The 14,091-nt window shown below is 71.0% G+C and carries 15 protein-coding genes; 9 read left to right on the top strand and 6 right to left on the bottom strand.

Features of this window, described 5'->3' with window-relative positions; genetic code table 11:
* The first annotated feature begins 304 nt into the window (after window positions 1–304).
* The 4 genes from ACIPFH_RS12395 to ACIPFH_RS12380 are packed head-to-tail and all read left to right on the top strand — an operon-like array spanning window position 305 to window position 3,284.
* Window positions 305–1,714, top strand: coding sequence for an SRPBCC family protein (locus tag ACIPFH_RS12395; RefSeq protein WP_401825483.1), 1,410 nt, complete (start codon window positions 305–307; stop codon window positions 1,712–1,714).
* Between the two features lie 8 nt (window positions 1,715–1,722).
* On the top strand, window positions 1,723–2,025 hold the full coding sequence (locus ACIPFH_RS12390; RefSeq protein WP_401825481.1) for a 2Fe-2S iron-sulfur cluster-binding protein: 303 nt from the start codon (window positions 1,723–1,725) through the stop codon (window positions 2,023–2,025).
* A gap of 7 nt (window positions 2,026–2,032) precedes the next feature.
* Window positions 2,033–2,248, top strand: coding sequence for a transposase (locus tag ACIPFH_RS12385; protein WP_401825479.1), 216 nt, complete (start codon window positions 2,033–2,035; stop codon window positions 2,246–2,248).
* A gap of 4 nt (window positions 2,249–2,252) precedes the next feature.
* Window positions 2,253–3,284: an NADP-dependent oxidoreductase gene (locus tag ACIPFH_RS12380; RefSeq protein WP_401825477.1), complete on the top strand. Its 1,032-nt coding sequence runs from the start codon at window positions 2,253–2,255 to the stop codon at window positions 3,282–3,284.
* A 55-nt stretch (window positions 3,285–3,339) separates the two neighbouring features.
* Here ACIPFH_RS12380 and ACIPFH_RS12375 read toward each other — a convergent pair whose 3' ends face one another.
* From ACIPFH_RS12375 to ACIPFH_RS12360, 4 genes are all read right to left on the bottom strand, one after another.
* On the bottom strand, window positions 3,340–3,663 hold the full coding sequence (locus ACIPFH_RS12375; RefSeq protein ID WP_356260467.1) for a putative quinol monooxygenase: 324 nt from the start codon (window positions 3,661–3,663) through the stop codon (window positions 3,340–3,342).
* A 71-nt stretch (window positions 3,664–3,734) separates the two neighbouring features.
* Complete coding sequence (locus tag ACIPFH_RS12370) at window positions 3,735–5,471, bottom strand: PEP-utilizing enzyme (RefSeq protein WP_401825475.1); 1,737 nt, start codon at window positions 5,469–5,471, stop codon at window positions 3,735–3,737.
* Window positions 5,472–5,523: 52 nt separating this feature from the next.
* Window positions 5,524–6,348, bottom strand: a complete 825-nt coding sequence (locus tag ACIPFH_RS12365; protein WP_401825474.1) for an SDR family NAD(P)-dependent oxidoreductase — start codon at window positions 6,346–6,348, stop codon at window positions 5,524–5,526.
* Complete coding sequence (locus tag ACIPFH_RS12360) at window positions 6,345–7,661, bottom strand: aromatic ring-hydroxylating dioxygenase subunit alpha (RefSeq protein WP_356264880.1); 1,317 nt, start codon at window positions 7,659–7,661, stop codon at window positions 6,345–6,347. The genes ACIPFH_RS12365 and ACIPFH_RS12360 overlap by 4 nt, the downstream gene beginning before the upstream one ends.
* A gap of 155 nt (window positions 7,662–7,816) precedes the next feature.
* On the opposite strand from ACIPFH_RS12360, the gene ACIPFH_RS12355 reads away from it, so the two are divergent.
* From ACIPFH_RS12355 to ACIPFH_RS12340, 4 genes are all read left to right on the top strand, one after another.
* Complete coding sequence (locus ACIPFH_RS12355) at window positions 7,817–8,284, top strand: VOC family protein (RefSeq protein ID WP_401825472.1); 468 nt, start codon at window positions 7,817–7,819, stop codon at window positions 8,282–8,284.
* A 96-nt stretch (window positions 8,285–8,380) separates the two neighbouring features.
* Entirely contained in the window at window positions 8,381–9,385 is a 1,005-nt protein-coding gene (locus ACIPFH_RS12350) for a thiamine pyrophosphate-dependent dehydrogenase E1 component subunit alpha (RefSeq protein ID WP_356264886.1), read from the top strand.
* Window positions 9,386–9,390: 5 nt separating this feature from the next.
* Window positions 9,391–10,416, top strand: a complete 1,026-nt coding sequence (locus ACIPFH_RS12345) for an alpha-ketoacid dehydrogenase subunit beta (protein WP_401825470.1) — start codon at window positions 9,391–9,393, stop codon at window positions 10,414–10,416.
* 5 nt (window positions 10,417–10,421) lie between these two features.
* Window positions 10,422–11,900 carry a 2-oxo acid dehydrogenase subunit E2 gene (locus ACIPFH_RS12340; RefSeq protein ID WP_401825468.1) on the top strand — a complete coding sequence of 493 codons (1,479 nt, stop codon included), beginning with the start codon at window positions 10,422–10,424 and terminating at the stop codon, window positions 11,898–11,900.
* Window positions 11,901–11,952: 52 nt separating this feature from the next.
* Here the strand turns inward: ACIPFH_RS12340 and ACIPFH_RS12335 are convergent, their stop codons facing one another.
* Window positions 11,953–12,558 (bottom strand): TetR/AcrR family transcriptional regulator, encoded by a 606-nt coding sequence (locus ACIPFH_RS12335; protein ID WP_401825467.1) that lies wholly within the window; start codon window positions 12,556–12,558, stop codon window positions 11,953–11,955.
* Between the two features lie 140 nt (window positions 12,559–12,698).
* On the opposite strand from ACIPFH_RS12335, the gene ACIPFH_RS12330 reads away from it, so the two are divergent.
* Window positions 12,699–13,373 (top strand): TetR/AcrR family transcriptional regulator, encoded by a 675-nt coding sequence (locus tag ACIPFH_RS12330; protein WP_401825465.1) that lies wholly within the window; start codon window positions 12,699–12,701, stop codon window positions 13,371–13,373.
* A 6-nt stretch (window positions 13,374–13,379) separates the two neighbouring features.
* Here ACIPFH_RS12330 and ACIPFH_RS12325 read toward each other — a convergent pair whose 3' ends face one another.
* Window positions 13,380–14,084, bottom strand: a complete 705-nt coding sequence (locus ACIPFH_RS12325) for an SDR family NAD(P)-dependent oxidoreductase (protein WP_401825464.1) — start codon at window positions 14,082–14,084, stop codon at window positions 13,380–13,382.
* Between the last annotated feature and the right edge of the window lie 7 nt (window positions 14,085–14,091).

Genomic DNA, 14,091 nt, shown 5'->3' with positions numbered 1-14,091 from the left:
TTCATCGGTTCGCCGGCGTGGGGTACGGCGCGGGCCGCCGGTGGAGTCGGGCGGCGCTGTGGCCCACATGAGGCGGACACCGCCCCGGGCCATGGAGAAACTTATGAGGCTCTACAGCCTCGGTTGCGACGGAGTGTGACACGCCCGGACGGGCTTGGGGAGGGGTCAGGTGCGACGAATTAGAGCTGCAACCCAGCCTGTCCCCCGTGACATCGACGTTTGCGGTGTCCGCGCGATGCCGCGAGTGTTGCTCCTGAGTGGCACCCATAACTACACTCACTCTAAAGTTTCTGCCGGAGGAGAGATGATGGACGAAACGTCGGAGCCGGCCACTGCGCGGTGCCCCGGGCCCAGCGTCCAGGACTACCTCGACCAGGACAGCCGCCCCGTTCCCCCCGCTCTGAGGTACGAGCGCAACGACCACCTCGGCAGCGAGGACATCGACACCGCCCGCTTCACCTCCCGCGAGTGGGCCGAACGCGAGATGCGGCAGGTCTGGCGGCGCGTCTGGCAGTTCGCCTGCCTGGAGAGCGAGATTCCCGAGGTCGGGGACCACGAGGTCTACGAGATCGGCGACGACTCCCTCATCGTCGTCCGCACGACCCCCGACGAGATCCGCGCCTACGTCAACGTCTGCCTGCACCGCGGCCGCAAACTGCGCACGAGCGGCGGCAACGTCGGCGAGTTCCGCTGCTCGTTCCACGGCTTCGCCTGGAACCTCGACGGCACGATGCGGACCCCGCCCTGCGCCTGGGACTTCCCGCACGTCACCCCGGAGAAGTTCGCCCTTCCCGAGGCCCGGGTGGCCACCTGGCGCGGCTTCGTCTTCATCAACATGGACCCCTGCGCCGAGTCCTTCGACAGCTACCGCGGCACCTTCGACGACTACTACATCTGGCCGTTGGAGAACCGCTACAAGTCGCTGCACATCGGCAAGGTGCTGCCCTGTAACTGGAAGATCGCGCAGGACGCGTTCATCGAGTCCTTCCATGTGATCGCCACCCACCCGCAGATGCTGCCGTGGCTCGCCGACGCCAACTCCCAGTACGACGTCATGGCGGACCAGCCGAACTGGAACCGGATGATCAACATCCAGGGCGCGCCCAGTCCGCACGTGGCGGACTCCGTCACGGAGCAGGACGTCCTGGAGACCTTCTACGACTCGCGCGCGTTCTACGCCGCCGCCCAGGGCCGTGACCTGGTGATGCAGGAGGGCGACGAACTGCCGGCGATCCCGCCCGGCGGCACCGCCCGTCAGGTCCTCGCCGAGCGGATGCGCGCGCAACTGGCGGCCACCTCGACACAGGACTTCTCCGGGGTCGCGGACACCGAACTGCTGGACGCCATCAACTACTTGCTGTTCCCCAACTTCAACCCCTGGGGCGGCGCCAAGTCGAACATCATCTACCGGTTCCGCCCCAACGGCCTCGACCCCGACTCCTGCACCGCCGAGATCATCTTCATGTCGTCGCCGAAGCAGCCCGGCGAGCTGCCGCCCCCGGTGAAGATCCGCTGGGTACCGGAGGACATGCTCTTCGCCGACATCCCCGAACTGGGCGTGCTCGGGCCCGTCTTCGACCAGGACTGCGAGAACCTGCCCTACGTCCAACAGGGCCTGAAGGCGATGCGCAAGCCGGGCATCACGCTCGCCAACTACCAGGAGAGCCGCATCCGCCACTTCAACCGGACGCTCGACCGGTGGATGGAGAAGTGACCCATCGGGTGGCGGTCAGACCCCTGGGCGAAGAACTCGAAGTCCTCGACGGCGAGGACCTGTTCACCGCCGCCCAGCGGCTCGGCTACCGCTGGCCCACCGTCTGCGGCGGCAGGGGGACCTGCCGCACCTGCTTCGTCCAGGTGGAGGAGGGCGCCGAGAACTGTTCCCCCGTGGGCCCGCTGGAACGCGAGGGCATCGAGGCTCTGCGCAGACCGGTGGACGGCCTGACCCGGCTCGCCTGCCGGCTCCGGGTCGAGGGCCCGGTGACCGTGACCAAGCGCGGCGTACGCCGCCGAGTGCAGGAGTGAGGCCCCCATGCCCAAGCAAGTGATCCACCCACTGACCGGGCATGTCTACCGGCTCACCGAGGACGGACTGGTCGAGGTGACCGACCCCAGGACCGGAGCCCGGGGCGTCTTCGACTTCCAGGCCCGGTGGCAGTCCGGCGACCTGCGCCATGCCGACCTCCAGATGGCCGGCTGGGTCGGCCGCCTCGCCCGGCGCCGTACGCCCCCGCAGCCGGAGCGGTGAACCCGTGACACCCCGAACCACCCGGGTGGTCTGTCTGGTGCGCCGGCCCGACGGAGAACCGCTCCCCACCGACTTCGCCGTCGAGGAGCGCCCGCTGCCGCCCCTGGGAGAGGGACAGCTGCTCGTACGCAACCTCTACATGAGCGTCGACCCGTCCATGCGCGGGCGCCTGGAGAGCACCGAGAAGCACTACACGCACAACTTCACCCCGGGCTCGCCGCTCGACGGCCGAGCCCTCGGCGTCGTGGAGGAGAGCCGCTGCGCCTCGGTGCCGCCCGGCACCCACGTACGCCACCAGCTCGGCTGGCGGGAGCGGGCCGTGCTGGACGCGGCGGACACCGACGGCGCGGGGCGCATCGACCCCGGACTCGCCCCGCTGCCCACCTGGTTGGGCCTGCTCGGCCAGACCGGGTTCACCGCCTATGTGGGCCTGACCCGGATCGCGGAGCTGCGTCCCGGCGACACCGTCCTGGTGTCGGCGGCGGCCGGCGCCGTCGGCACCGCGGCCGGCCAGTTGGCGCGCCTGCTGGGAGCGGACCGCGTCATCGGGACGGCCGGAGGGCCGGACAAGTGCGCCCTGCTGGTGAAGGAGTTCGGCTACGACGCGGCCGCGGACTACCGCGCCGAGCCGGTACGCGACGCGCTGGCCCGGCTGGCGCCCGACGGCGTCGACGTGTACTTCGACAACGTCGGCGGTGAGCAGCTCGCCGCCGCGCTGCACGCGCTGCGCGCCGGTGGCCGGGTCGCCCTGTGCGGCATGATGTCGCAGTTCGGCGGCGACCGGCGGTCCGCCGACATCAACCAGCTGATCCAGGCGGTCCTCAAACGGCTGACCCTGCGTGGCTTCATCGTCCGTGACCACGACGACCTGCGACCGGAGTTCGAGCGACGGGTCGCGGGCTGGCTCGCCGAAGGCCGGATCACCGCGCGCGAGACGGTCGTGGACGGCCTGGAGAACGCCGCGGGCGCGCTGCTGTCCCTGCTGGGCGGCGGCAACGTCGGCAAGATGCTGGTACGGCTCGACGACTCCCACTGAACGCGCGGAAACGGCGCCCCCTGACAGGGGCGCCGATTTCACGCACAAGGTGTTCTCAGCGCATGGGGTGTGACGCCGCGACGGTGTGGGCCGTCAGTGAGGCCCCGACCCGGTTCAGCCCCGCCACGGCCGCCCGGAAGTCACTGATGTGCGGGGTGGCGAAGTGCTCGTCGAGGGCCTGCCGGGAGGTCCAGTGCTCGTACACCCGGATCCGCCGCTCGTCGCCGGGATCGGCGGTCATGGCGTAGTCCAGGCAGCCGGGTTCCTCCTCGCGGGTCCGCCGGCCCAGCTCGACGAGAGCTTTCAGCAGGATGGCGCGGTCGCCGGGTTCGTAGTCCATCCAGCCGGCGACGATGATTTCCTCGGCCACAAGAGCCATGGGTCTCCTTTCGCGGTCGTGCCCACGGGCCCGTCGCTCCGTGCGTGGGAAGCGACGGGCCCGCGGCGTTCTCAGCCGCCGAGCGGCGCGGGAACGGCGTCCACGGTGACCGTGCCCCGCTCGCCGTCGACGGTGATCACCATGCCGTCCCGCAGTCGTCGTGTCCCGCCCTCGACGGAGATGACGGCCGGGATGCCCAGCTCACGGCAGACCACCACGGCGTGGCTGTTGAGCGCGCCCACGTCCACGACGGCCGCTCCGGCGACGAGGAACAGCGGGGTCCAGGCCGCGTCCGTGATCGGCGCGACCAGCACCTCGCCGGGCTCCAGCGCCTCGCACGAGGCGGGGTCGGTGATCACCCGTACGGTGCCGGTGTACGTGCCGTGGCTGCCGGCCACACCGCCGAGCACATCGCCCTCGACGGCCGCCGGGGTCTGTTCCTCGGCGCGTCGCGGCCAGGTGTCGATCTCGGTCTGCGTGTCGTCGGCGACGAAGAACGGCGGCTCCAGGTCGTGCAGGCCCGCGTACTGCTCGAGCCGCTGCGCGATCACCGGCCCGAAGGACTCCGGGGCGGCGACATAGCCGTCGAGTTCGGTGTCCAGCAGCATCATCACGTCCTCGGGACGGGCGAAGACTCCCGTCTCGACGCCGCGGCGACCGAGTTCGCGTACGGCCATGCGGATCTCGTTGACGACGGTGACGCAGTTCGCCTTGGTGCGCTCGCGGGCCGGGATCCACACCTGGGAGGCGTGCATGCCGGCGTCGAACATGGGCTGTGTCTCCTCGGGCAGCGCGGCCCGGATCTCCCGCGCCGTCCGCTCACGCCCCTCGGTCAGCCGCGTTCGGCGGGCGGCCGGGGAGTCGTCGTCGGGACTGTGCCGGATCCGGTCGACCAGGGCCAGCGCCTGGATGGGCGCCGCCTCCCAGGACAGCGCGTGGATGTCCCACTCGTTGGGGCCGCGGTCGCCGGACTCCGCCAGGAACTCCTCGAAGGAGTCACGGAACGCCTTGAGATCCCCGGTCGCGGCGCCGAGCGCCTGCTCCACCGCGGCCGTACCCCGGTCGAACAGCGCGGTCAGCTCGGCCGAGGCCGCCACCTGACGGGACAGCGTCCACAGCCCGGTCGAGGGCGAGGCGGAGTCGACGTCGCCGAGACCGCCGATCAGGTCGAGCATGGCGCCGGGGCGGTCCACGCTCGCGCACAGCGGTCCGAGGATCGCCGGCCCCACGGACGCGGGCAGCGACGACTCGACGTGCCGCTGGAAGGTCGTCTCCACCTCGTCCAGCAACGACCGTGCGTGCGCGACCAGTTCGGCGTCGTACAGCCCTGTCAGGTCGGGACGCGAGTGACGCAGGGCGCGCAGCCGGACCCGGTCGGCATCGGCCTCGGGGAACCCTGCCTGGCCGAGCATCCGCTGAAGCGTCGCGCCCGCCTTGCCGGTCAGTTCCCCGTCCTGGTCGTCCGGGTGTGCCACGTACGCCGGAGTGTCGGAGCGCTGGCCGACGAAGGCCGCGTCGATCTGGTCCGCCGTCTGGCCCATCCGGATGCCGAACAGCCGCATGTGGGACAGGTTGAGATAGAAGTGGCCGCCGAACATCCCGACGAACGGCGGTCGGGGGCCGGCCACCTCCTCCTCGCGGTAGATGCCGAACCCGACGAATCCGCGACGCCAGCCCTGCAGGCCCCGCCCCCAGACCAGGGTCCAGCCCAGCGGGCTGGCCGGGTCCGGCAGGGTCTCACCCGCGTTGGCCCGGGTGTAGTGCGGCAGCCGCTCACTGCGCTGCCAGTCCGTGATCCAGCTCTTCATGCCCGAGATCTCCCGCTGTCCGTGCCTGAGCCCGCCGCTGCCCGTCCCCGGCCTACCATTGCGCCGTTCCGCCGTCGACGCTGATCAACGTGCCGGTGATACCCGCCCCCGCCTCGCTCGCGAGCAGCGAGGCGACCGCCGCGACCTGCTCCACGGTGGTGATCGTCTTGGTGGCGGCATGCTCGGCGAACCGGCCCAGCCACTCCTCGTACGAGATGCCCTCGGCCTCCGCCGCGGCGGGGCCCGCGGCCCGCATGAGGTCGGTGTCGACGGCGCCGGGGCAGATGGCGTTGCAGGTGATGCCCTGGGTGCCGTACTCGAAGGCGGTCGCCTTGGTCAGGCCGTGGATGGCGTGCTTGTTGGTGATGTAGTGGCTGATCGCGGGCTTGTTGGCCTGCTTGCCCTCCACCGACGAGATGTTGATGATGCGGCCCCAGCCGCCCGCCAGCATCTTCGGCAGCGCCCGGCGGGTGCCGTAGAAGTAGCCGTTGATGTTCAGGTTGAGGGCTTCGTGCCACGCCTCGTCGCTGAGCTGGTGGATGGGGGCGAAGCCGGAGCTGCCGCCGACGTTGTTGACCCAGACGTCGAGCCTGCCGAAGCGCTCGGCGGCGAAGTCGGCGAGGCCCTCGATGTCCTCCTGGCTGTTGGCGTCGCAGGGGTGGAAGACGGCCCGGTCCCCGGCGCCCATCTCCTCCAGCGCCTGCTTGCCCTTGATCTCGGAACGGCCGCTGACGACGACCGTGGCGCCGTCGGCGAGGAAGGCCTCGGCGATGGCGCGGCCGATACTGCGTGTGCTGCCCGTGATCACCGCGACACGTCCGTCGAGGCTGCCCGTAGCCACCATGGTGTTCTCCCGCGAGTCTTGTTGGTTGCTCACCTGGCGGCTCTGGGGGCTGCTGTCGCGCCCTTGTCCAGGTGTCGGTGAATGGTGCGGTGGAAGTGCTGGAGCCCGGGCTCGTTGCGTCCGAAGACGAAGTCGGTCCCGGCCAGGGCCTTCAGACCCTGCTGAACTCCGTAGGTGGTCGCGTAGTCCTCGTCGCGGACCACCTCGTGGAACCACTCGCCGAACCGGTCGGCGGCCTGGCGCTCCTCCTCGGTGACCGCCGGTTCCCGCAGCAGGATGATCTGCTGGGTCACCGACTCGGTCGCCGTGCGGGGGAGCACCAGGGAGACGGCGATCTTCTGGCGCCAGCCGCCCGCGATGGCGAGGCCGGGGAAGAGCCAGTAGATGGGGCCGACGCAGTCCCCGGGGTCACGCTGGTCCGGCGGCAGATCGACCGCCTGCGCGATGGGGCGCAGGGCCGGTGCGATGCGCTGGTGGGGACCCCAGGTGTCGTGGGCCATCATGTTGGACAGGTTCGTCTCGAACACCGTCTTCGGGTGCAGTGAGGCGAAGTGGTACGTCTCCAGATACCCGTCGAGGGTGACCTTCCAGTTGGGACTGGTCAGCTCGCTGCTGGAGTAGTGCAGGCACTCCGCCAGCCGGAGGCCCTCCAGGAGCGGCAGCAGGTCGCCCAGCCAGCCGTCCAGGTCGGGCTCGGCCGCCGGATCCAGCGAGACGAAGACGATTCCCGCGCGTTCCCCGGCAGGGAGCCGGACGAGGCTGCGGCCCTCACGCGGAACCTCTCCGAAGGTCTTCTCCTGATACACGCCGCGCAGTTCGCCTGCCAGGTCGTACGACCAGGAGTGGTACGGGCAGGTGAGCCGCTTCGACACACCGCAGCCGGGTTCGAGGAGCTTGGCTCCCCGGTGCCGGCACGCGTTGATCATCGCGTGCACCGCGCCCTGGCGGTCCCGGGTGATCAGCACGGGGATGCCGAGCACGTCGATCGCCTTGTAGGTGTTCGGCCCCGGAAGCTCGCAGGACATCGCGAGCGGCAGCGGGACGCTCCGGTGGACGGCGTCCGTCTCGCGCTGCCAGCGGTCGGCGTCGAGGTAGTTGGCCACGGGTTCCGTCCACTGGCCGTCCGCCTCGTGCGTGGTGTTGTCGCGGTAGTGCGCCATCACCCGTTCGACGAGTTCGGCGGCTTCCCGGCGCATGGTCTCGGATGCCGCGTCGGTGGACCGGTCCTGGCTGATCCACGACGAGTATGCGGGCGCGGAGGGGACGGAGGGAGCCGAGGGAGCCGCGACCGGCGACCTGCGCTCGGCGCCTGCTTCCCGAATCTCCGGCGAACTGGTCTGGACCACGATGTCCTCACAATCCTCCCAGCCGCGAGCCGGTGACCGGCTCAGGAATGCGACAGCTGGGTTGTGTCCGAAACGACAACAGGACTTAGTGTGGTCTGTCAATAGAAAGTGTCGAAGTCGCCACTCGGTGCGCCGTGGGGGTGGGTGTGATGGTCATGACGCGTCCGTTCGAGGTCGGTGTGGTGGTGCGGGACCTGGAGCTGATGGAGCGCTTCTACTGCGACGCCATCGGCTGTCGCGCGGAGCACCGCTCCCGCGTACCGGCGTCCGTCGGGGGCCCGGCCGGGCTCGGCGGCGAGCTCGTGGTCGTCTGGCTGCGGGTGCCCTCCGGCGGGTGCGTCAAGTTGATCCTTTCCCGGTCGGAGCAGGTGTCGGCCCCGGTGTCGGCGCACACGGCACTCGTGCCGACCGGGCGCCCGGGGCTGTCGTATCTCACCTTCCATCTCGACGACCTGGACCCGGTGGTGGCGGCGCTGCCGGCCGCGGGCGCCCGGCCCCTGTCGGACCCGGTCGTCGTCCTGGCGCGCGGTCGGCGGATCAGCTTCTGGGCGGATCCGGAGGGCAACGCCGTGGAGTTGGTGGACGCGCGGGGCGGAGACCCGGGTCCGGGGCATAGTAATTAGAGACGCTGTTCAGTAAGGTGCCCCGTGCTGGTTACTGTAGACAGGCACAAGTAAGTCCGATTGCTTGGCAACCTCCCTCGGACGAAGGGGCGGACGATGGCTCAACGAGCGTCAACGGCGTCGAAGAAATCCCCGCAGGTCAGCACAGAGGTCATCAAGGACCTGCACGAGCGCATGGTGCGCATCCGGCTGTTCGAGACCGAAGCGGGCAAGCTCATGGAGGCGGGCAGGCTGCCCGGCTTCCTGCATCTGTACGTCGGCCAGGAAGCCGTTGCCGCCGGAGTGATGGCGGCCCTGCGCGACGACGACCAGATCACCTCCACCCACCGCGGCCACGGGCACGCCGTGGCCAAGGGCGTCGGCTTCCGCGAGATGTACTCCGAGCTGTACGGCCGGGTCACCGGCGCCTGCCTCGGCCGCGGCGGGAGCATGCACATCAACGACCTCACCCGCGGCATGCTCGGCGCCAACGGCATCGTCGGGGCCGGCGTCCCGATCGCCGTCGGCGCAGCCTTCGCCGCCCGGTACAAGGGCGAGGACAGCGTCGCGGTGACCTTCTTCGGCGACGGCGCCACCAACATCGGCGCCTGGCACGAGGGCGCCAACATGGCCGCGATCCTGGGCCTGCCCGTGCTCTTCGTCTGCGAGAACAACGGCTACGCGGAGTTCACCCCGCAGTCCGGCCACATGCTGATCACCGACGTCGCCGACCGGGCCGCCGCCTACGGCATGCCCAGCGTGATCGTCGACGGCATGGACGCGGTCGCCGTCCACCGCGCCGCCACCGAAGCCGTCGGACGGGCCCGGCGCGGCGAGGGTCCGATGATGATCGAGGCCAAGACCTACCGCTTCTTCGACCACCAGGGCGTCAAGGGTCTGCGGCACCCCTACCGCTCGGACGAGGAGGTCGCCGAGTGGAGATCCCGCGACCCCATCGACCTGATCGAGGCCCGCGCGGTCGCCGACGGCACCGCGACCCGTGCGGAGCTCGACGACGTATGGCAGCGCACGCGCGACGAGATCGCCGAGGCCATCGCGTACGCCGAGGCGAGTCCGCTGCCCGACCCCGCCGACCTGCTGCTCAACGTCTACTCGGGATGACCGCCATGACCACCACCACCCAAGCGCCGGCCGTCGCCACGCATGCCGGAGCCCGCAAACTCACCTATGTCAAGTCCTTCAACGAGGGACTCGCGCAGGCCATGCGCGAGGACGAGAACGTCTTCGTCGCCGGCGAGGACGTGGCCGGATACGGCGGCGTGTTCCGCATGTTCGACAACCTGCTCGACGAGTTCGGCCCCCGCCGCATGATCGACACCCCGATCTCCGAAGCCGCCCTGGTCGGCCTCGGCGTGGGAGCCGCCGCCCGGGGTCTGCGTCCCGTCGTCGACCTGATGTTCATGGACTTCATCGGCGTCTGCCTCGACCAGATCGTCAACCAGGCGGCGAAGATGAAGTACATGTTCGGCGGCGGGCTGTCCGTGCCGCTCACCATCACCACCGCCTCCGGCGCCGGCCTCGGCGCCGCCGCCCAGCACAGCCAGAGCCTGGAGGCCTGGCTGGCCCATGTGCCCGGCCTCAAGGTGGTGATGCCGAGCGACGCGTACACAGCCAAGGGCCTGACCGTCTCGGCCATCCGGGACGACAACCCGGTCGTCGTCATGCTCAACAAGGTCCTGCTCGGCAGCTCCGGCGAGGTGCCCGAGGAGATCTACGGCATCCCGCTGGGCCAGGCGCACACCGCGCGGCAGGGCTCCGACGTCACCGTGATCGCCCTCGGCCGCATGGTGGGGGAGGCCCTGGCCGCGGCCGACGAACTCGCCGCCGAGGGCGTGGAGATCGAGGTGATCGACCCCCGGACCGTGCAGCCGCTGGACACCGAGACGATGTTCGCCTCGGTCCGCCGCACCAACCGGGTGCTCGTGGTGCACGAGGCCGTCACCTTCGGCGGGCTCGGGGCGGAGATCGCCGCCCAGATCCAGGACGTGGTCTTCGACTACCTGGACGCGCCGGTCCTGCGCATCGGCGCCCCCTTCAGCCCGGTGCCCTTCTCTCCCGTCCTGGAGAAGGCGTACGTACCCGATCGCGCCCGCATCGCCCAGGGCTGCCGGCGTCTCCTCGAAAGGTCGTGACGGACGTGGCGGTCGAGGTTCTGCTGCCGAAGATCGGCCTGACCATGCAGGAAGGCACGATCGACGAATGGCTGGTGCCCACCGGCGCGGCCGTCGCCGAGGGCGACGCGCTGCTGCGGCTGGCCACCGACAAGGTCGACGTGGACGTCGAGGCCGAGGCCGGGGGACTGTTCCACCCGGTGGCTCCGGCGGGGGCCACCCTGCCGGCCGGGGCTCTCATCGGCTGGCTGCTGGCCGAGGGCGAGCAGCCGCCGGAGGCGGCGGGCACGCCGACGCCGGCCGGCTCCGCCACGGGCGCGGAGACGGCCGCCGTTCCTGCCCCGAACGGCGGCGCTGCGGGTGGCGCCGCCGTGCCGTCCCTCGGCGGAGCGGCGGGTGCGGGCGTCCCACGGACCCTCACCGGCACCGGTGCGGCGGCCGACCCCGGCGGCGCTGCCGTGGCGCCCTCCGTCAACGGCACCGGTGGCCGGCTTCTCTCCTCACCGAACGCCCGGCGGGTGGCCGCGGCCGCCGACGTCGGCCTCACCGCCGTCCGCGGCACGGGCCCGGGCGGCCGGATCCTCTCCGAGGACGTGGAGGAGTTCCTCGCGGCCCTCCCCGACGACCTGCCCGGCGACCTCGTCGTGCCGGTCCCGCCGGGCGGCGCCTCCTCCTCGCCGCTGGTCCGCAAGCTGGCGAAGGAGCGGGGCATCGACCTCGCCGACGTCAGCGGCACCGGTCCCGGCGGCAGGATCCGCCGGTCCGACCTCGACGCCGTCAACCCGGAGCCCGTCCGCAGGAACGCGGCCCCGCAGCCCGGCGACGTCCTCCCGCTCACCGGGATGCGCGGCACCATCGCCCGCAGGATGCACGCCAGCCTCCAGGAGATGGCCCAGCTGACGCACGGCTACGAGGTGCGGATGGACGCCGTGGTGTCCCTGCGGGACCGGCTCAAGGTGGAGTGGGCCGACGGCGAACTGCCGGTGCCTAGCCTCAACGACTTCCTGGTGAAGGCCGCCGCCCTGGCCCTGCGCGAGCACCCGCTGCTCAACGCGACGGTGCGGGAGGACGGCGTCCATCTGCTCGACGAGATCCACGTGGGCTTCGCGGTGGCCGTTCCGGGCGGCCTCATGGTCCCCGTGATCGAGGACGCGGTGGCGCTCGCGCTGCCCGAGATCGCGCGCCGGTCGAGGGCGCTGGCCCAGGCCGCGCGCGAGGGGCGGATCTCCCCCGTACAGCTGGAGGGGGCCACCTTCACCGTCACCTCGCTCGGTGGATACGGCGTCGACTTCTTCACCCCCGTCGTCAACCCCGGCAATGTCGCGATTCTCGGGGTGGGCCGGCTCAGGGACGGTGTCGAGTGGGTGGACGACAGGCCGTTGCGGACGCGGGTACTCACCCTGAGCCTCACCTTCGACCACCGGGCCGTGGACGGGGCGCCGGCCGCCGAATATCTGCGCACGGTGGGCGAGTTGCTGAGCAGGCCCCTCCGCCTGCTGATGTGATCCCCTGCGTCCGCCGGTGTGCTTCCTGGCGCCCGTTCGGGTGACCGGAGCGCTATGCGGCCGGGTCGGCGATCCGTTCCGCGAGTTCGCCGACCTCGCGGACGAAGGAGCGGTGTCCCAGTGACCGGTAGACGTCGTCGCCCCGGACCTGTGAGATCGCCGCGGTCTCCAGCAGCGCCAGCAGGCCCAGACCGATCACCGCCGCCTCGGCGTCGGAGACGGACTCGCGGGCCCTGCGGATCAGCCGGACCAACTCCTCCAGCAACTCCGCACGGCTCTCCTGGCGCAGCGCCTCCGCGTCCTGGCTCATGCCGGCCGACGACACGAAGAACACGGTGGCGGCGGACCGGTGTTCGCCCATCCAGGCCAGCAGCGTGGTGACGGCCGCTCCGAGGTCCGAGCCGAGCTCATGGGCATCGGTGATCGTCTGCAACTGCTCGCGCAGTGCGGCGGCGAACGCCCGCATGGCCGCCGCCAGGACCTGGTCCTTGGAGGAGAAGTGGTAGTACACCGCTGCCGAGGTCATCTCGGCGCGAGCGGCGATGTCGGCCACCGTCACCTCGTCCGGCGACTGCGTGGCGAACAACTCCGTGGCTGCCTCGATCACCCACTGCTTGCGCGACGGACGGTGGGCGGCGCGGGCTCCGGATGTCGTCATGCTGTCAAGTATGCCGGGACCTCGGTACCTCAGACACCAGTGCGCAGCAGGAATTATGCGGTTCGGGGGTCGGAGTTACTGCATACAATGGTCAGTACCCAGGGCCCACGGACGCGGGTTCACGGCAGTCGGCAGGGAGCATGATGGCCACCACGAAGAACGGCAAGCAGCCCGCCCACCGACCTTCGCGGCGGCAGCACATCATCACCGCCGCCGTGCGGGTGTTCGGCCGCAACGGCTTCGCGGAGAGCAGCATCCAGGACATCGCCGACGAGGCACAGGTGGTCCCCACGGCCGTCTACTACCACTTCGACGGCAAGGAGGAGCTGCTCGAACTCGCCATGCGCCGGGTCTTCGACCAGCTGAACGCGGTCGTGGAGGCGGCCCGGCCGGAGTCCGAGCCGGGTGACGCGGAGGGCCTGGTCCGCGTCATCGACGCCGTGTGGGAATGGGTGGAGCGCAACCCCGACGAGGCCCGGCTGTACCAGGTTCAGGTCGCCTCGGCCAACGGCAGTGTCAAGGTGCTGCGGGACGAGTTCGAGCAGCGGCACATCCAGCGTGGCTACGACTATCTGCCCGAGGGCACCACGCGCGGCCCCCGGGCGGCGAAGGCCCGCCACGCGGCTCAGGCCCTGGCGGTGCGCACGCTCATCAGCACGACCATGCTGGTCACCGCGTTGCGGGCGGAGGGAGGACCCCTGTCCCAGATGCCCTCCCGGTCCGTGCTGGAGGCGGTCAGGGAGCTGGCGCTGCGCATCGTCGCCGCCGAGCAGAGTGCGGTCAGGCCGACGAAGCCGGCCCCCTCACGGACCTGAGGCGGTTCACCAGGGCAGTGGTCTGCGGTCGGCGAACAGCCCGCCCGTCGTCCCGTCGTCCTCGGGAAGGGTCGCCAGCCAGACCGGGGTGTCCGCACCCTCCCGCGGACCGCGCGGGGCGGACGGGCCGCCCATGCCGCTGCGGGTCCAGCCGGGGTCGGCGGCGTTGACCAGGACGCCGGTGCCGGCCAGTTCGGCCGCGAGCATGCGGGTCAGGGCGTTGAGCGCCGCCTTGGAGATCCGGTAGGCGGGGTGCCGGCCGGAGTCCATCAGCGACAGCGAACCGTACGAGCTGGTGACGTTCACGACCCGGCCGTAGCCGGCTTCCACCATCCCCGGGACGACGGCCTCCACCACGCGCCAGGCGCCGGTGAGGTTCGTGTCGAGCGTCTCGCGCAGGATGTCCTCGTCCACGTACGGGGGCCGCAGCTCCGCGTCCAGCGACACCCCCGCGTTGTTCACCAGGACGTCGATCCCGCCGGTCAGCTCCCGTGCCTGGCGGACCGCTTCACCGACGCTCCTCGCGGAGGTCACGTCCAGGGCCAGCGGAAGCGCCGCCGGACCGATCGCACGGCACGCCTCCTCGGCGGCCGCCGCTCTTCGCGCCCCGACCAGGACCCGCAGTCCCCGGCTCGCGAGCTGCCGGCCGATCTCCAGGCCGATTCCACGCGCCCCGCCCGTCACCAGCGCGGTTCTCTCCCCGTGCCGCATGGTTCGC

The sequence above is a fragment of the Streptomyces sp. NPDC088157 genome, assembly GCF_044741545.1.
Lineage (GTDB): Bacteria > Actinomycetota > Actinomycetes > Streptomycetales > Streptomycetaceae > Streptomyces.
This window is presented reverse-complemented; position numbering and strand designations above follow the sequence as displayed.